We start from the raw sequence: 16,607 nt of genomic DNA, 5'->3' as shown, positions 1-16,607 counted from the left end.
AGCGCCACCCGAGACGGGTCGTAGCGGCAATCCTAACAGGGCCGTAACCCCGTTGGCATTCACCAACCCCTGTAATAAACGACGGGCGCCGGGATCTCCTCGCCCGTCGGATCAAACCAGCGACTTCCACAACTTCCTGTGAAGCTCGTCGCAGTGTATGCGCTACGAATTCTCGATGAAATCTTCTAGGTCAAAAGTCCTTCCAAGCCGTTGGTGAGCTGCGAGATTAAAGCCTAGCGGGTATGGCACGGGCAGCCGATCGACCTGTCCGCCGCGTGAATTTGCGGATGAGGAGGACGGATTGGCACCGATCTTGAACTATCCGACGAGCCTGAAGATTGCGTCTGCCTCCGCGGCAAGGCCGTGGGCGCGACAGCGCCAAAAGCTAGTAGGTATCGTCAGCCGCTTTGCGCCTGAGCCAGGAGACATCGGTCGCGATCTTCATGGACCTTCTACGTCCGCCCACCTACAATCAGACGCGCAAAAAAGACTGGCCACGCGATAGAGCAAGCACGCCCAGACGTCTTGGAGCTCCGTCAGCGGTGGTTCTACGAGCAACTCGAGCTTGATCCGTCGCGGCTCGTGTTCATCGACAAAACATGGACCGCGACCAAGATGGCCCGCACTCATGGAAGATGCCCCAGGGGTGAACCGCTACGGATGGGTTTCCCGCATGTTCATCGCAAGACGACGACGCTTGTCGCCGGTCTGCGAAATACCGGAATGGTCGCGCCTTTGGTCATCGACGGCCCAATCAATGGCGAGTGGTTAGATGCCTATGTCGCTCAGGTCCTGGTCCCGACATTGAAACCCGGCGACGTCGTGATCCTCGACAATCTTTCCAGCCACAAACGGCCAGCAGCAAGAGCGTTGGTCGAAGCGGCGGGCGCAACGATGGTGTTCCTGCCGCCCTACAGTCCCGACTTCAACCCCATCGACCAAGCTCAAGACACATCTGAGGAAGGCGGCCGAGCTGACCGTGTCTGGTCTGTGGGACATGATTGGGAAGCTTGTCGATCTCGTCGCGCCAAACGAATGCAGAAACTACTTCAATTCATGCGGATACGATCCAACATGAAAGGGAAATGCTCTAATGACAAGGCTTTTGGCCGGATGGGGACCGACCGACCCACGCGCATCCCTTTCGTCTAGGCCCGACTGCTTGATCGCACACACCTTCAAAACAGAATTTAAAGCGGGATTGGTCCGTATGTTTTGACGTTTTCCATTGACACGCACGTCTGGAAGCTTCTGACGTTTCCACCATCGAAAAACAGCGTACGGGTCAGTTCGTTATATTCTGCCATGTCCTTCACATTGAGGAGCAGGATAAAATCCATTTCCCCTGTGACGTAGTAGCATTGCTGGACCTGGGGACAGCGCATGAAGCGATCCTTCATCGCATCGAGAAGGTCAAGCCGCTCGTTCTCGGTGGTTACGTGAACGATAATAGTTAAAGGCCGTCCAACCGCAGTCTCGTCCAGAACGGCAATTTCGCTCTTGATGACCCCGGTTTCACGCAACTGCTGTAGCCGTCGAGCCACCGCAGGCGGCGAAAGCCCTATCGCCTCGCCAATGACCCGCTGCGACACCTGATTGTCAGCTTGGACCATTCGCAGAATTTTCACGTCGAATTCATCGAGGTCGGCTGCAAGAGATCTAGCCATATCGACACCCTTTTGCGCAAGTTTCTTGCAACGAATACCCAAAATGAGAGCACAATGAAAGTTCATTCTGCAATATTCTGTCGGCTATCAATTAGTGAGGCCGTGATGATCCATTTTCATATTCCAACGCACGCGCAAATCCGGGATAACGACAAAGCACTACTTGGCGTTGCCGCTCCCAGCCGTGTGCGACCATACCTGACGTTGTGGAAAGATGAGCGCAGTACCCCGCTCTTGCCTTTGCCGGAGATTGCTATTGATACGCAGGTTGCGAGCATTGTCATAAAGGACGAAGGGCAGCGGTTGGGCCTCGGAAGCTTCAAGGCTCTCGGGGGCGCCTATGCGGTTATGACGCTTTTCAAAGGATTGCTCGAAACCCACCTCGGTGACGAAGTTTCCCCAGCTCAACTCTTATCCCCGACAGCGCGCGATTTTGCTGCGGGCATGACGTTTTGCTGTGCCACGGATGGAAACCACGGGAAGTCCGTCGCGGCCGGTGCACGTATCCTGGGCTGCCGCTCGGTCATCTTTGTCCACGAAGGCGTGACCGAGGCCCGATCCGACACCATCGGGGCTGACGAAGTGATCCGTGTCAAAGGAAACTACGACGTCTCAGTTGATGAAGCCGAGCGCGTGAGCAAAGAGCGCGGATGGCTTCTCGTTTCCGACACGTCCTGGGAAGGTTATGAGGAGATCCCGTCGCTGGTGGCACAGGGCTACACCATTCTAGCACAAGAGGCGCTCGAACAGATCAGCAAACTCAAAATCGACCCACCAACCCATGTCTTTCTCCAAGCTGGTGTGGGGGGCTTTGCAAGCAGTATTTCGCTTCACCTCAGCGAAACGCTCGGGCACGAAAACATCCGGACGATCATCGTTGAACCGGACCGCGCGGCCTGCCTGTTTGCGTCTGCGCAGGCCGGAACACTAACTTCCTTTAAGCCCACCGAGCCGACAATCATGGCTATGCTCGAATGCTACACGCCGTCGCTGGTCGCATGGCGAATACTGAACGCAAGCGCGAGCGCGTTTGTGACGGTAACTGAAGATCAGGCCAAGGACGCGATGCGAATGCTGGCATTTCGCGACCAACCTGTCGTCAGCGGAGAGAGCGGCGCTGCCGGACTTGCCGGCTACCTCGCAGTCGCCCGCGACCCTGACGCCCGTCAAAAGCTTGGCCTCGATCGTAACAGCCGAATTCTCGTCATCAACACCGAGGGGGCAACCGACCCCGCGACCTATGAGGCTATTGTCGGCCTGGCCCCGACTGCGGTTGTTCAACAAGCCGCCATCAACTGACGCGCCGTCGCGCGCAAAACGCAATGTGAAAAGAAGGGAACACAACATGAGCGCCATCAAGATCCCGCAGCGAGGCTTCACGTCAACCGAATTCGAGGCCCGTGTCGAACGCGCAAGGCAGATTATGCATCGCCACAAATTCGATGCCCTCCTCGTCTCCTCGCCGCCGAATGTTCGCTACTTCACCGGCTTCGATTCACAGTTCTGGGAAAGCCCGACCCGGCCGTGGTTCGTGGTTGTGCCGCTCGAGGGCAAGCCGGTGGCCGTCATTCCCGAAATCGGCGCGCCGGAAATGGCCCTGACCTGGATGACTGACATCCGGACGTGGCAAGCGCCGAATCCAAGCGACGACGGCATTTCACTTCTGAAATCGACGATCGAAAGCTTTCCGCGTCGTTATGGTCGTGTTGGCGCAGAACTCGGGCGCGAGATGGCTCTTCGCATGCCTGTCTCCGATTTTCTGCGGCTGCGCGATACGCTCGCACTCGAGATCGCTGATGGTGCTCCTTGTATTTGGGACATCCGCATGGTCAAGACAGCTGCGGAAATCGAGCACATCCATTACATTTGCCAGATCGCCAGCGATGCCTACGAAGCCTTGCCGGCAAGCATTTCGATCGGAGAGAGCGAACGCGAGGTTGCGCGCAAGCTAAGGATCGACATCGCGCGGCGCGGCGCGGATTCAACCCCGTTCATGCCGGCCATTTCCGGGCCTGGCGGCGTCGCGCAGATCGTTTGCGGCCCGCATGATCGCCTCATTCAAAACGGCGACGTACTCTTCATCGATACCGGCTCGACGTTCGATGGCTATTTCTGCGATTTCGACCGCAACTATGCGATCGGTACCATCTCCGATGACGCCAAGCGCGTTCATGATGCTCTGTGGCTGGCAACAGAGGCGGGTATTGCAGCTGCGGTTCCTGGCGCAAAGACCGACGATGTCTTCAGGGCAATGGCAAAGATCATCGAAGAGGCTGGCGCCATCGGCAACAACGTCGGGCGCCTCGGCCACGGTCTGGGCATGCAACTGACGGAGCCGCCATCCCATAGGCTCGGCGACGACACAATGATCCTCGAAAACATGGTGCTGACGATCGAACCCGGCATGGAATATGCACCGGGCAAGATGATTGTCCATGAAGAAAACATCGCCATCACCAGAGACGGTCCGCGTCTTTTGACCAAACGTGCGCCGCGGGAGATGCCGACAATTCGATAAGGGCTTGGGAGGAAAGCGGAGGAGACAACTCCAAATGCCGGATGGATGGTCTGCCCGGTCTTACAAAAAAGGGGAATAAAAATGCTAAAGAAAATCGTAACCGCCCTCGCCTTCACCGTCCTAACCATTCCAATGGTTGGTGTAACGACGGCCGCCGAACTCAAGACGATCAACGAAGGCACTTTGCTGGTCGGCTCGGACCAAGTCTACCCGCCATACGACTTCGTCGAGGGCGGTGTGACGAAAGGCTTTGATGCCGACGTGATGGCCGCAATCGGTCCCAAACTAGGGGTGGACGTTAAGTTCGTGGATACGCGCTTTGCAAGCCTCATTCCGGGATTGCAGGCCAACCGCTTCGACATGATCGCGTCGGCGCTTTATGTCACGCCAGCCAGGGCGCAGGTGGTCGATTACGTCGCCTATGCCAAGACTGGCGGCTCACTCATGGTGCGTGCAGACGACAGCTTCGCACCCAAAAAGCCTGAGGAGCTTTGCGGAAAACGGGTTGCCAACTTAAAAGGTGCAGCTTGGGTCCCAGAACTTCAAAAAGTGTCGCAGCAGACGTGCGGGGCCAATCCAATTGATGTGAAGGAGTTCGCGACATCCGCCGAGGCGGCACAGGCGCTGCTCTCGCGGGGCGCCGATGTCGTCTTTGATGATGCTGGCGTATCGAAAGCCGGTGTGGTCGCCTCCGGCGACCGCCTGAAGATCACGTCCACCGAGATCCTCTTTCCGGTCGTTATGGGCCTGGCAGTCAAAAAGGGCAACGACGCCCTCCTGACACAGCTAAAGCAGGCCTTCGAGCCATTGAAATCGAGCGAGGAGTACAAGGCGATCCTTGCCAGATACAACCTTGACCTCCCGTCCGATGCCGAAGTCGCCGCCGCGCTGACCCAAGCTCAGTAAACCCGCAATCCGTCCCGGGCCGCCGACACGGCTCGGGCGTTTTTTCACGGAACTGGATACATGGTTTTCGATTGGCCTTATATGATCGGGCTCCTATGGAGCCGCGACTTCTGGAACGCGACGCTTGTGGTCGTCGAGCTTAGTATAGCAACTTGGGTCCTGGCCGTTGTCCTCGGCTTCTTCGTCGCGCTTGCGCATGGCTCTGACCTGTGGGTTGTACGCCGTTCAGCAGCAATTTACGTCTGGTTCTTCAGGAGCCTGCCGCTCCTGGTTTTGCTGATTTTCGTCTATAATCTGCCCCAGGCTTTCCCTTCGACATCGGATCTCCTGTCGGTGCCATTCGTGGCAGGTCTCATAGCAATGGTGTTGAGCGAGACAGCCTATATTGCAGAAATCCATCGTGGCGCGCTCGTGGCTGTCGGCAAGGGGCAGTACGAGGCAGGCCGCGTGCTCGGTTTGTCGCGAGCAGGTATCCAGCGATTGATCGTCATTCCCCAGGCTTTGCGGATCGCCCTCCCCTCGCTTGGAAACGAGTTCGTTTCGATCGTCAAATTGACATCTCTGGTGTCCGCGATCTCTCTCGCCGAAATCCTGCTAGTCGGCCAGCGGTACTATACGCAGAATTTCAAAGTGATCGAGACAATGGTTGCGGTCGCATTTTACTATGTCTTGATCGTGACCGTCTTCGACACAGGCTTGAAAGCGCTGGAGCGTCGTCTGGACTTTTCGCGGCGCCTAGCGGAGCTGACCACCGAGGACGCGGAACCAAGTGGCGCAATCGCCAGAGCGATTGGAGATGATACGCCGGCGGCGTCCACCGAACCGGCAATTCGCCTCGACCGCGGTGGCAAGTCGTATGGCATTCACTCGGTGTTCGAGAACCTCAACTTTTCGGTCAAGCCAGGTGAGGTCGTTTCCATCATCGGGCCTTCCGGGTCCGGGAAGACTACACTTATCCGTTCGCTTAACGGGCTCGAAACGCTCGATAATGGCGTGGTCTATCTTGAGGAGCGGCCATTCCTCGCCGGCTCGAAGGAAAAACTTGCAAAGTCGCTTCGACATGACCGACGGGACGCCTTGCGGATCGGTATGGTGTTCCAGAACTTCAATCTATTTCCGCATCGCACGGCGCTCGAAAACGTCATGATGGGCCCCCTTTATCATGGCCGTGCTGATCTATCCCAGCTCCGCAAGGAAGCCCGTACGCTGCTCGACCAGGTCGGAATGCTGGTTCACGAAAACAAGTATCCGCACCAGCTGTCGGGTGGTCAGCAACAACGCATCGCCATCGCACGTGCTCTTGCGATGCATCCCTCGATCCTGCTGTTCGATGAACCGACCTCGGCTCTCGATCCTGAGACAGTCGGCGAAGTGCTGCGAATCATTGCTGCCTTGGCGCGGTCCGGAAGGACGATGGTTATTGTCACGCATGAAATGAAATTCGCCATGGACGTCTCAGATCGGGTCATCTTCATGGAAAAGGGCAGTATCGTGTTCGATGGCTCTCCCGCACAACTGAGAGAGCGGCGCAAGAATGACGTCCGTTTGGAAGAGTTTGTTCGCCTTTGACATGCGCAGTGGCGTCAAATCGTATCACGGACAGACAGCCTAAAGGAGGTGACATGACCGACAAATCGATCGACGGCGCTCGCTTGATTGCGCGCCTCGGCGAACTGGGGGGCATAGGACGAGACGGCAGGGGACAACTCAGCCGCCTTGCCGCCACGGATACCGATAAACTCGGGCGAGACTTGTTCGTCTCATGGCTTCACCAAGCCGGGCTCGAGGTCGCAATAGACCGTATCGGCAATATCTTTGGGATTTGGAAGCCGGTGGGATCGATCGATGACCGGCCACTGTTGCTCGGTTCCCACATCGATACTGTGATCAATGCGGGACAGCTGGACGGCTGCTACGGGGTCCTCGCGGCGCTTGAAGTGATCGAAATTTTGAAAGAGGATGGTTTCCAGCCGAACCGACCCATTGCGGTCGCAGCCTTTACCAATGAAGAAGGCGTGCGGTTTGCGCCGGATATGTTGGGATCTCTCGTCTTTGCCGGGGGATTTCGGTTGGACAACGCCCTCTTGATTGTTGGCGCCGACGGATCCGTTCTTGGTGAAGAGCTTGCCCGAATTGGATATGCTGGAAGCGAGGTCCCCGGCTTCATCGAGCCTGCGGCTTACGTGGAACTCCATATTGAACAGGGACCTGTTCTGGACCGGTCCGGAGTGAGCATCGGCGCGGTTGAAAACCTTCAAGGCATTTCCTGGCAAAGGATCGAGATTGAGGGTGTGGCTAATCACGCCGGGACGACACCGATGGATATGCGATCGGACGCAGGATATGGCGCAGCCAGAATCACGACCTATCTCAGGGATTTGGCACGAAATTGCGAAGGCTCAACCGTTGCGACCGTCGGCTGTTTAGAGCTGGTGCCAAACGCCATAAACGTCATCCCGTCGCGCGCTTCCCTGACCGTCGACCTGAGAAGCACCACGGAAGACCGCCTTTTGAGACATGAAGCCGCCCTTGGAGCCTTCCTTGAAACGCTGGCAGAGGACGAGCAACTGCAGATTTCCGTCGAGCGACTTGCCCGCACCACGCCGGTGAAATTCGATGAAGTCATCGTTAAAAAGATTGAAAATGCCGCTGAGAAACGCGGGCTTTCGGTTCGCCGCATGACGTCTGGCGCTGGGCATGACGCACAGATGATCGCGTCCATTGCACCGGCAGCGATGATCTTCGTTCCAAGCATCGGGGGTATCAGTCATAACCCCGCCGAACAGACAGCCGAAGTCGATTTGATCAGGGGTGCAAACGTTTTGCTGGATGTCGTTCAAAGCATTTCTCAACGCCATTCTACGAATGAGTACCCCGCGTCTTGTTCCCCCTGAGCCTGTGTTTCTAGAGTAATGCAATGGAGGATCTACCGAGAGGCCGCGACGGCCTAAGCCGCGTCACGACGATCCGGGTCGTCAATCCGGACCTGCACCTTCTTTCGGAGTCATCTGAAACGCCCCTTCGTCGGCGGTTCCGACTAGTCTCCTGAACAGTCAAAAGCTCGTGACATGTTCAGGTTGTTGGGATGCCAGACCCTTACCTGCGTCACCCCAGCGTGTAGGCCGCCACATACTTGCCCTGCTCGCGCGAACCGAAGGACGACGCCTTGCGGCCACTGTCATAGGCGGAGCAAAACCAGGCCGCACGCCGGAGTAATTGTCGGCCATTTGTGGCACACGCGGCGATTTTTGAGGGAGTTTCAGCCGGGCTTTCGGGCGCGCCTTTGGGCGAGCCCTTTAGCTTTCGCCGTTCATCTCGAGGATGTTAACATGGTGAGTGATGCGATCGAGCAGCACGCCGGTCAGACGCTCGGACCCCAAGGTTCCGTCCATTCGTCAAACGGAAGACTGCTGGTGCTCAGGGTGGCACAGCAATGCGCGATCACATCGAGCGCTCGGGAGAGCGTTTCATGCTGTTTTTCAATGGCGGGCAAGGCTAGGCGTTTCACGCCGACCGTGGATGGGACAGCTTTTTGTATCTGCGTTTCAAGCGCCTCAGGCATATGTTGGGAGAGGTTCAACCTCAGACCGATCGCGCCGCATCCCCGGCGAACCCTCCCGGATGGGCCGTAGCGAGCGCTATCTCCATCGCGAGGGTTTTTCGGGCGTGACCCTTCGCTTGGTTGGTCGGCACGGCATGCGTTGACTTCGACGATGTCTGGAAACGGCTCCTGTAGTCGTTCGGACTGACGCCTATAGTCTTGGTGAAGACCCTGCGCATGGCATTTACGTCCGCGAAGCCGCAAGTTGTAGCGATTTTCAACAGTGGCTGCGTCGTGTCTTGCAGCAGCCGTCTGGCGGCATCCGTGCGGGCGGCCGCAACGAATTCCGCCGGCGTGAAGCCGAGCTCCTTACGAAAGAGGCGAGCGAAGTTCCGGGTGCTCATGCCGACTTCATGGGCAAGGCTCTCGACGTTGAGGCCGCGGTTCAAATTCGACAAGATGTACTCCTGCGCCTTCTGGATGAGGGTCGTTTCCGACATCTGCCCGACAAGATACGCACTGAACTGCGACTGCCCTCCAGGTCTTTTTATGAACATGACCATGTAACGCGCGACGATCATCGCTGTGTCCTTACCGTGGTCTTCCTCAACGAGCGACAACGCAAGGTCGATACCTGCCGTGACGCCGGCCGCTGTTATCAAAGATCCGTCGCGCACGTAGATGGCGTCGGCATCCAGATCGATATCGGGATATTCGGCGCTGAACTTGGCGGCACATTCCCAATGCGTGGTAACTCTTTTTCCATTGAGAAGACCGGCAGCTGCGAGCAGGAACACTCCGGTACAAATAGACCCGAACCGCCTGGCCGTCGGTACGCGACGCTGGAGCCAGGCGATGACGGCGGGGTCGATTTCAAAGAAGGCCGGGTCCCCTGCTACGAGCAGGGTGTCGATATCCTCATCGTCATCGAAGATTGTCCGATCGGCCATGAACCGCAACTGGCCCGTTCCGGCTACGGAAGGCGCGCCAGTCGACATGATCTGGATATCGTAAGCGCCCATGTCTCCCAATCGCCGTGCCGCCTCCCAGAAGACCTCCGCAGGACCAACGATGTCGAGTGACTGTACGCCGGGTGGCGCGAGGATGACGATTCGCATGGGCTTTAGTCTCCTTGTTTGTCATTCACCAAATTGGTCATGCAAGATCGCTGCCAGTCCCCTCGTGTCAGGCTGCGTCGTATCTGCCTGCTGTTGAGGTGGAAATTGCATCCCTCATGGACATCTCCGTTGTCGACCTTCGCCTTGGCTGCCGCCTCAAACGCGACGCTGTTCTGTTCGTAGAACTCGATGCAGTCGTGCCGCTTTGGGGGTTTGAGCAACATTACGCGGAATGCTCGGCGATGCACGATGCAATTGCCACCATTTCCGGCGGCAAACTGCAGTGCATCGAGGTCGTCCCTCCAGATCATATCGTTGCTCACGTAGAGCGTTCGAAGCGGTTGAAGAGTGTCCCGCTCAACGAGCCCAGGAGCGCCCAGAACACGAGGCTGGTCATGACTGCCGCGGCAACGAATTGATGCTCGAGAGCTTCCGGTGCCAGCGCGGGCATTCCTTCCGGGGCCGCAGGCGCGCCGATCAGATGAGGCGCGCCGATCAGCGCGATAGCAACCAGGGCCGCCCACGGCTTACGCTGGAATGCAATCAGTCCGATACCTGCAGCAGTTGCCAGGGCGGTTCCGATCCACCAGAGTTGCCGGTCACCAAGCGGAGCGGAGGGTGTCCCTGGCAGCTCCGGCGGCAGACCCAGCATGGGAGCGATCATGACACATGCGAACCCTGCCAATCCCCAAAGCAGGCCTCCGCGCCACGTCACCGGTTTTCCGCGCATCGCGATAAGGCCACAAAGCACCAGCGCATATCCAATCGCGGTCAGCATATTGGCAGCCACCGTGAACGCCATTCGTTCAAACCCGTCTGCGGGTTCCCAGGCGCCTTCTTCGTGATCGCGACCAGCTTCATGGACGTGGGCATCCGCACGGGGAGAGACTGTGAACGCCTCTGACTCGGCTTCGCCCGCTTTTTCGTAGACCTCCGCCTTAGCGATCAACTGGCTTGTGCCGGCAAATTGAACCGCGCTTACGGACACACCAACGATGACGCCGGTAAGGGTAGCGGTAAAAACGATGGAGCGAAACAACGACATTTCAGAGACCTCAGTGGCAAGGAAACGCATTGGCATGACGGGTGTCATGTGCTGCGTTGTGAACGATCTCGATATGGGAAAACCCTACAAAGCCGACGATGATCGCGCCAAAGCACAAGGCCATCGCCGCCTGAAGAATTCTGGCTGCGGAGTTCGCTATGATGGGCGTCGAGATGGTTGATGTCGCGGATACTGACATTTTTCGTACCTTTCGAGACGGGCGGCGTGCCCTTTGCGAAGTATCTGTTGCTGTTTTTGATCAGGCCGCGAGCACGGCCCGGATCTCTTCGGGATCGATGATGCCAGCCTTTACGACTGCCTTCTCGAGCGCCGCCAGGAACTGGTCGTAGTAGTTCCATGTCGAGCGATCGACAGGATGGGCATCCTCCCAGGCCTTGATCGTCGAGATCAGTTCGTCGCGAAAATCATCCCATTCAAAAATGCCGTTCTTGGCGAGCGCCAGGGCTATTCCGAACGAGGACCGCTCCCACTGCGAACCGAAGCAGAGAGACCCGTTGGCGCGAGGAGGATTATCGGTCTTCCCCATCATCTCAGTGATTGCGAAGTGTTCGAACTGGGTTAGCATCGTCGACGGCCTCACGCGGCCTTGGCGATGGCGACGCCCATCATTGCCTCGGGAGTGACGAGCGCCTCGAGTTCCGCTTCCGTCATTCCTTCTGTGCCAACCGGACGTTCAGGAACGACGAACCAGCGGATCTGCGCACTGGAATCCCACACTTTGATTTCGATGGCTTCGGGGACCGGGAGTCCGAACTCGCCCAGAACAGCGCGTGGTTCTCGGGCGGCGCGGCTGCGAAAGGTGGGATCCTTGTACCAGTAGGGAGGCAGCCCCAGGACCGGCCAGGGATAGCAGGAGCAAAGTGTGCATATGATAAGGTTGTGCACATCCGGCGAGTTCGCGACGGCACGCATATGCTCGCCCTCGGCGCCTGCCATGCCCTCGGGCAGATTGAGTTCGGCGATCGCCGCCGGCGTGTCTGTCACGAGCCGATCTTTGAAGGACGGGTCAACCCAGGCTCGGGCGACGATCTTTGCACCGTTGAAGGGTCCCATCTTCGTTTCGAAGAAGTCGAGGACCGTATCGACGGTCTTGTCCGTTATAATGCCCTTTTTGATCAGCAGGGCTTCGAGAGCCTTGACCCGCGCGGCGCTGTAGGCTTCGCGATCCTCGCGATATTGAAAGCGGTCGATCATGTGATGTGTGCTCCTATTGGATGGCGGGTCAAGCCGCCTGTTTGGCAGATGCTGCCGCAGGCGCTTCGACGTAGTGCGAATACAGATCGGCGTAGAGACTGAAGTTTTTCTCAGTGTTGCCGGGCCAGAGGTCTTCCGGTTCGAACCGAATGCAGTAGACGGGCATTGCAGCGCCGATTCCGTCTGTCCCCGTATCGCAAAGGTAGACGTAGGCTCCGTCATAGACCGTCTCGACGGTACCGCTCTTGTCGCGAAGAAAGCCTGGAAGTCTGGTGTGCTCGATGGAGGGGACGTTCTTGATTGAAACCAAGTCGCCGACTGCGAAATCAAAAGACACATTGGAGTCGCGCTTCGGGCTGTCGCCTTCGACGAGATATTGCACGACCCGGTTGTCGATGGCCGCGTCGCCGGCGGCCGGGAACGGCTTCGACGGATCGCTATAATATTCTTCCGTCAACGCGTCGAGTTCTTCCGCGGTGATATATCCGTTGTCGATGAAGTAGCCGGAAATGCCGCCGAGCCATTTTTCGTAATAGCGGAATTTGAAATAATCGAACGGGTTCAGGGATTCGGCACCCTTTCGAAGGTCCGCCCACGTCCAAACAGTCGTGAATTTGGACGGTGTCGGGGGAAGTGGCAGTTGCGAGGAAAGCGCCATCATCGCCGTATGGATGCCGAAGATGCGGGTTTCCCAGGTCTCGACGAAAACGCGAGTTTCGGTGCTCACCGGGCCTAGACCCTCAAGCCCGCCTAGATAGTGTTGCAGTTTCATGACGTTGTCCTTTCTGCGTTACGGAATTAGGCGGTGATCGGCTTCTTGGCCGCCAGGAGATTGGTGCCCATTTCGGAGAGCAACCCGAAGACACCCCCAAGCAGCATGGCGGCCATCGCGACGAGTGTTGGATGATTGATGCCGGAGGTCACAACGGTCGTGTTGGTGGCGGCCGTCGTGCCAACGAAGGAGGCGAAGCCAAAGACGATCGCTGGTGTGAAGCTCAGGATCGGAATGGAGGAAGCAAGTACCATTGCCGACGTGCCGAGACCGACCAGGACGGCAGCGAAGATTGGATAGGCTGGTCCGAACTGGATGATTAGGAGCGTGATCGTAGCGATGATGATGCCCGTCCAGTTCGAAACAATGCTTTTGATCAGTCCGCGCTGGCCACCGCCACAAGCGAAGAAGGAAGCCCAGGCGATGAAGGTCACCCAGACGGGAACGGGAAATAGGCTCGCGGTAATGTAGGTATCGATCGCGCCCAGGACGCCAAGGCTGATCATTGCGGCAACGAGAGGGGGCATGTTCTGTCTCCTTGATGGACAAGTGGCATTTCCGGAATGAAGGGGTCAGGAAGCGAGCGCATGCGGATTGGCAAGGCAGCTTCTGAAACCCTCGCGTAAGCCGCGTTCGTCGAGATTGCGACCGATAAAGACCAAGTCGCTCAGGCGAGCCTCGGAGGGCTGCCAGATCTTGCCGGGGCGTCCTTCCAGGGTCATATGGACGCCATGGAAGACGTATCGCCGCGCCTCGCCTGCGAAGTTCAACACACCCTTCATGCGGAAAAGATCGTTGCCGATCTCCTGGACAAGTCGGGTGAGCCAACGATTGAGGGCGGCCGGGTCGAGAGCCTCGTAGTCGCGGATTGCGACGCAGCCGATCGTTTGGTCGTGCTCGTGGGCATGTTCGTCGAGAATGTTCGGATCGATCGCCAGAATGTTCTTGAGGTCGAAGGCGCCGATCCCCAGCACGTCCGCCAGTTCCACGTTGCAGGAACTTGTGCGGATGATCCGGGCCAGCGGGTTGCGCCTCGTCAGGTCCTGTTCGATTTCGATCAAACGATATTCGTCTTCAAGATCGATCTTGTTGAGCAAGAGGACGTCGGCGAAACTGATCTGCTCGACCGCCTCCTCCTGCGAGAGCTGGCGCGATATGTGACGCGCGTCGACGACGGTGACGATCGCATCGAGCTCAAGCCTTGCCGATAGAACCTCGTCGAGAATGAACGACTGTATGACCGGGGCGGGGTCGGCGAGCCCAGACGTCTCGATTATGAAACGGTCGATTGGTCGTCCAGATGCGAGCAGGCTGCGGATGGCGGCGATAAGATCGTCACGTACCGTGCAGCAAATGCAACCATTGTTGAGCTCGACGATTTCATCCTTGGTCTGAACGACGAGCTGTCCATCTATCCCGACCTCCCCATACTCGTTGACGATGACTGCGACACGCTCGGCGCTTCCCAAGCTCAAGATCCGGTTCAGCAGGGTTGTCTTTCCCGCGCCCAAAAACCCCGTCAGGATTGTCGTTTTCAACTTCGACATTGCCGCTTGCTCCGTGTTTGCATAGCTTCGCCGTCTCGCTTAAAGCGGGTTCGATCTCAGCCAATTCTCGATTTTCAGGTACTGTTACTGGCGAGCCGCTAGGCTTGCTTAAGCCGCATTACAGGTAAAACCGGCTAATTGCGCAATAGGGCCAAGGCATGCATTTCCGGCCAAAATAGCAGCAGAAACCGCCAAAATTCCGCACTTTACCGCGGCTGCTGCTTAAATAAACCGCATGCTCAAAACATAGGCAGCGCATGATTTTATTGTAGTCAATTTCAATGAGCTCCCGTTTTATCCAGGAATGGTCCCCAGATTTGCAAAATTCCATTTACCCGCTTTGGCAGACCGTTGGCGCAACAGGCGGGGGGCCTGGTGTGGCGCGTGCGGCCAAGCCTAAACGTGTGGCCCGATCATCGGCCCGTAGATCTCGGGCGCACTTGCGATGCACGGGGTCGATCCCAGCGGTTGAGCATGGCCTGGAGATGATAATCTGCAAGCTACAATTTCTTCGGGCTGTCATGCCCGTCCCGTGACAGAAAAGTCCGGACAAGTGCCCGGACTTTCGATGCGGTTTTCAAGGCAGTGGGGCGGGAGCCATATTCACCGAAGTCCCCTGCGCGGGGCGCCCCTAGTTGTAAAGATTATGTGTTCAGATCGCGCCCCCGCGTTTCCGGAAGGAGAAGTGCACCAATCACTGCCGTCAAACCGGCAAAGGCGACTGTGTACCAGAGACCGCCGAAGATGTTTCCTGTCGTGAGCACAACTGCCGTTGCCACGAAAGGCGCAAATCCACCGATCCATCCATTGCCGAGTTGCAGGGCAACCGAAACACCGCTGTACCGTATCCGAACGGGAAAGAGTTCGACCAGAAGCGCCCCGAGCGGTCCGTAGACCATTGTCGCCAGGAAAACCAAGGCAAAGAGGACCAAGACAACCATGGGACCATTCGGCTGGACCGGGACATTTGCCGCCGGCATCCCCACTTCCGTCAGGGCGGCAACGAGCTCGCCCTCATTCAGGGATTTCGCCTCACCCCCATTGATCTGGATTCGGAGAGGCTCGCCGTCAACCTTCACGGTGTAAGGAACGGCACGCCCAGTCAGCAACGCCTTCGTTTTTTGGCATTCCGTCGTTGCCTGCGGCCGGAACAATTGCCCGATAAAGGATTGATCGTGGTCGCAATCATTGCCCACCAGCACCAAGGAGGTTTTGGCGCGGAACTCCGTCAGCGCCGGATTGCCGTAGGTCGCCAGCGCTTGGAAAAGTGGCATGATCAGCAGAGCTGACAAGGCACATCCCGTCACGACAATCCACTTGCGTCCGATCCTGTCGGAAAGCCAACCGAAGAACAGGAAGAACGGCGTGCCGAGTGTGAGCGCCACGAGAAGATAGAAGTTCGCCTGATCATGAGTCATTTTGAGGATGGTCGTCATAAAATACAGGCTGTAGAAATGGCCCGTGTACCAAACGACCGCCTGGCCCGCGACGACGCCGAAGATCGCCACCAGCACGAGGCGCAGGTTCTTGCGGTCACCCAAGGTCTCGGCAATTGGGTTTTTAGAGCCTTTCCCTTGAGCTTTCATCTCCTGGAAGACAGGCGACTCATGCAACTTCAGGCGTATATAGAGCGACAGGATCAGAAGCAGGATTGAGCCGATAAAGGGGATACGCCATCCCCAGCTTGCAAAGTCTTCCGGCGACAACAGCGACCGGCAAAGAACGATCACGATCAGCGACAGGAATAGGCCAAGCGTTGCGGTGATCTGAATCCAGCTTGTCGTGAGGCCTCGCCGGTCCGGGTCGGAATGTTCTGCAACGTAGGTGACGGCACCACCGAACTCGCCGCCGACCGCCAGACCCTGTAGCAGGCGCAATCCCACAAGCAGGGCGGGAGCTGCCCATCCGATTGACTCGTAGGTGGGCAGCAGGCCAATTGCGGCGGTGGCGAGGCCCATGACCAGCATGGTCACGAGGAAGGTTTTCTTCCGGCCGACAAGATCACCGAGCCTGCCAAAGACGATTGCACCAAAGGGTCGAAGGACGAAGCCCGCGCCGAAGGTCGCAAGCGCGGCGAGCAAAGCCGCGGTTTCATTGCCCTTTGGGAAAAACAACGTGCTGAAGAAGGCGGCAAGGGATCCGTAGATAAAGAAGTCATACCATTCGAAAACGGTTCCGAGCGCGGCCGCAAAAACGGTCCGTTTCGTGTTGCGGTCGAGATCGTGCGCTTGTGACGTGACCTGTGAAGTCATCTCTTGAACAGACATGTGAACCTCCC

General features: G+C 57.5%; 16 protein-coding genes and 2 pseudogenes. 6 read left to right on the top strand and 12 right to left on the bottom strand.

Annotated elements, in window-relative coordinates; all coding sequences use genetic code 11:
* Positions 1 to 483: 483 nt before the first annotated feature.
* A pseudogene (locus ACSQ3F_RS26070) lies at positions 484 to 1,078 on the top strand (IS630 family transposase); the annotation flags it as partial.
* Positions 1,079 to 1,190: 112 nt separating this feature from the next.
* Here the strand turns inward: ACSQ3F_RS26070 and ACSQ3F_RS26065 are convergent.
* Positions 1,191 to 1,667, bottom strand: a complete 477-nt coding sequence (locus tag ACSQ3F_RS26065) for an Lrp/AsnC family transcriptional regulator (protein WP_436103127.1) — start codon at positions 1,665 to 1,667, stop codon at positions 1,191 to 1,193.
* A gap of 105 nt (positions 1,668 to 1,772) precedes the next feature.
* On the opposite strand from ACSQ3F_RS26065, the gene ACSQ3F_RS26060 reads away from it, so the two are divergent.
* The 5 genes from ACSQ3F_RS26060 to ACSQ3F_RS26040 all read left to right on the top strand — a co-directional run bounded on the left by ACSQ3F_RS26060 (position 1,773) and on the right by ACSQ3F_RS26040 (position 7,985).
* Positions 1,773 to 2,966, top strand: a complete 1,194-nt coding sequence (locus tag ACSQ3F_RS26060; RefSeq protein WP_436103089.1) for a diaminopropionate ammonia-lyase — start codon at positions 1,773 to 1,775, stop codon at positions 2,964 to 2,966.
* A gap of 46 nt (positions 2,967 to 3,012) precedes the next feature.
* Positions 3,013 to 4,185 carry a M24 family metallopeptidase gene (locus ACSQ3F_RS26055; protein ID WP_436103088.1) on the top strand — a complete coding sequence of 391 codons (1,173 nt, stop codon included), beginning with the start codon at positions 3,013 to 3,015 and terminating at the stop codon, positions 4,183 to 4,185.
* Positions 4,186 to 4,266: 81 nt separating this feature from the next.
* On the top strand, positions 4,267 to 5,091 hold the full coding sequence (locus ACSQ3F_RS26050; protein ID WP_436103087.1) for a transporter substrate-binding domain-containing protein: 825 nt from the start codon (positions 4,267 to 4,269) through the stop codon (positions 5,089 to 5,091).
* 60 nt (positions 5,092 to 5,151) lie between these two features.
* Positions 5,152 to 6,660, top strand: coding sequence for an amino acid ABC transporter permease/ATP-binding protein (locus tag ACSQ3F_RS26045; protein ID WP_436103086.1), 1,509 nt, complete (start codon positions 5,152 to 5,154; stop codon positions 6,658 to 6,660).
* Positions 6,661 to 6,713: 53 nt separating this feature from the next.
* Complete coding sequence (locus ACSQ3F_RS26040; protein WP_436103085.1) at positions 6,714 to 7,985, top strand: Zn-dependent hydrolase; 1,272 nt, start codon at positions 6,714 to 6,716, stop codon at positions 7,983 to 7,985.
* A gap of 365 nt (positions 7,986 to 8,350) precedes the next feature.
* Here the strand turns inward: ACSQ3F_RS26040 and ACSQ3F_RS26035 are convergent.
* From ACSQ3F_RS26035 to ACSQ3F_RS25985, 11 genes and pseudogenes are all read right to left on the bottom strand, one after another.
* A pseudogene (locus ACSQ3F_RS26035) lies at positions 8,351 to 8,518 on the bottom strand (ATP-binding protein); the annotation flags it as partial.
* 155 nt (positions 8,519 to 8,673) lie between these two features.
* Entirely contained in the window at positions 8,674 to 9,750 is a 1,077-nt protein-coding gene (locus ACSQ3F_RS26030) for a GlxA family transcriptional regulator (RefSeq protein WP_436103084.1), read from the bottom strand.
* A 5-nt stretch (positions 9,751 to 9,755) separates the two neighbouring features.
* Positions 9,756 to 10,073 carry a hypothetical protein gene (locus ACSQ3F_RS26025; protein WP_436103083.1) on the bottom strand — a complete coding sequence of 106 codons (318 nt, stop codon included), beginning with the start codon at positions 10,071 to 10,073 and terminating at the stop codon, positions 9,756 to 9,758.
* On the bottom strand, positions 10,070 to 10,795 hold the full coding sequence (locus ACSQ3F_RS26020) for a CbtA family protein (RefSeq protein ID WP_436103126.1): 726 nt from the start codon (positions 10,793 to 10,795) through the stop codon (positions 10,070 to 10,072). Before ACSQ3F_RS26020 ends, ACSQ3F_RS26025 begins: the two co-directional genes overlap by 4 nt.
* Before the next feature lie 10 nt (positions 10,796 to 10,805).
* On the bottom strand, positions 10,806 to 10,994 hold the full coding sequence (locus tag ACSQ3F_RS26015) for a CbtB domain-containing protein (RefSeq protein ID WP_018484460.1): 189 nt from the start codon (positions 10,992 to 10,994) through the stop codon (positions 10,806 to 10,808).
* A 60-nt stretch (positions 10,995 to 11,054) separates the two neighbouring features.
* Positions 11,055 to 11,381, bottom strand: coding sequence for a nitrile hydratase accessory protein (locus ACSQ3F_RS26010; protein ID WP_277704986.1), 327 nt, complete (start codon positions 11,379 to 11,381; stop codon positions 11,055 to 11,057).
* Between the two features lie 11 nt (positions 11,382 to 11,392).
* Positions 11,393 to 12,010, bottom strand: a complete 618-nt coding sequence (gene nthA / locus ACSQ3F_RS26005; protein WP_018484462.1) for a nitrile hydratase subunit alpha — start codon at positions 12,008 to 12,010, stop codon at positions 11,393 to 11,395.
* 28 nt (positions 12,011 to 12,038) lie between these two features.
* Complete coding sequence (nthB, locus tag ACSQ3F_RS26000; RefSeq protein ID WP_436103082.1) at positions 12,039 to 12,782, bottom strand: nitrile hydratase subunit beta; 744 nt, start codon at positions 12,780 to 12,782, stop codon at positions 12,039 to 12,041.
* A 26-nt stretch (positions 12,783 to 12,808) separates the two neighbouring features.
* Complete coding sequence (locus tag ACSQ3F_RS25995) at positions 12,809 to 13,309, bottom strand: DUF1097 domain-containing protein (RefSeq protein WP_436103081.1); 501 nt, start codon at positions 13,307 to 13,309, stop codon at positions 12,809 to 12,811.
* Positions 13,310 to 13,354: 45 nt separating this feature from the next.
* Positions 13,355 to 14,329, bottom strand: coding sequence for a CobW family GTP-binding protein (locus ACSQ3F_RS25990; RefSeq protein ID WP_436103080.1), 975 nt, complete (start codon positions 14,327 to 14,329; stop codon positions 13,355 to 13,357).
* 644 nt (positions 14,330 to 14,973) lie between these two features.
* Entirely contained in the window at positions 14,974 to 16,596 is a 1,623-nt protein-coding gene (locus ACSQ3F_RS25985) for an MFS transporter (protein ID WP_436103079.1), read from the bottom strand.
* Positions 16,597 to 16,607: the final 11 nt, after the last annotated feature.

Origin of the sequence: Pararhizobium sp. LjRoot238 (genome assembly GCF_964252955.1) — a bacterium.
Classification (GTDB): Bacteria; Pseudomonadota; Alphaproteobacteria; order Rhizobiales; family Rhizobiaceae; genus Pararhizobium.
This window is presented reverse-complemented; position numbering and strand designations above follow the sequence as displayed.

Bases quoted from the DNA above. Each gene is read 5' to 3' on its own strand.
- ACSQ3F_RS26065 (WP_436103127.1), bottom strand. From the start codon at position 1,667: ATGGCTAGATCTCTTGCAGCCGACCTCGATGAATTCGACGTGAAAATT.
- ACSQ3F_RS26060 (WP_436103089.1), top strand. From the start codon at position 1,773: ATGATCCATTTTCATATTCCAACGCACGCGCAAATCCGGGATAACGAC.
- ACSQ3F_RS26055 (WP_436103088.1), top strand. From the start codon at position 3,013: ATGAGCGCCATCAAGATCCCGCAGCGAGGCTTCACGTCAACCGAATTC.
- ACSQ3F_RS26050 (WP_436103087.1), top strand. From the start codon at position 4,267: ATGCTAAAGAAAATCGTAACCGCCCTCGCCTTCACCGTCCTAACCATT.
- ACSQ3F_RS26045 (WP_436103086.1), top strand. From the start codon at position 5,152: ATGGTTTTCGATTGGCCTTATATGATCGGGCTCCTATGGAGCCGCGAC.
- ACSQ3F_RS26040 (WP_436103085.1), top strand. From the start codon at position 6,714: ATGACCGACAAATCGATCGACGGCGCTCGCTTGATTGCGCGCCTCGGC.
- ACSQ3F_RS26030 (WP_436103084.1), bottom strand. From the start codon at position 9,750: ATGCGAATCGTCATCCTCGCGCCACCCGGCGTACAGTCACTCGACATC.
- ACSQ3F_RS26020 (WP_436103126.1), bottom strand. From the start codon at position 10,795: ATGTCGTTGTTTCGCTCCATCGTTTTTACCGCTACCCTTACCGGCGTC.
- ACSQ3F_RS26015 (WP_018484460.1), bottom strand. From the start codon at position 10,994: ATGTCAGTATCCGCGACATCAACCATCTCGACGCCCATCATAGCGAAC.
- ACSQ3F_RS26010 (WP_277704986.1), bottom strand. From the start codon at position 11,381: ATGCTAACCCAGTTCGAACACTTCGCAATCACTGAGATGATGGGGAAG.
- nthA (WP_018484462.1), bottom strand. From the start codon at position 12,010: ATGATCGACCGCTTTCAATATCGCGAGGATCGCGAAGCCTACAGCGCC.
- nthB (WP_436103082.1), bottom strand. From the start codon at position 12,782: ATGAAACTGCAACACTATCTAGGCGGGCTTGAGGGTCTAGGCCCGGTG.
- ACSQ3F_RS25995 (WP_436103081.1), bottom strand. From the start codon at position 13,309: ATGCCCCCTCTCGTTGCCGCAATGATCAGCCTTGGCGTCCTGGGCGCG.
- ACSQ3F_RS25990 (WP_436103080.1), bottom strand. From the start codon at position 14,329: ATGTCGAAGTTGAAAACGACAATCCTGACGGGGTTTTTGGGCGCGGGA.
- ACSQ3F_RS25985 (WP_436103079.1), bottom strand. From the start codon at position 16,596: ATGTCTGTTCAAGAGATGACTTCACAGGTCACGTCACAAGCGCACGAT.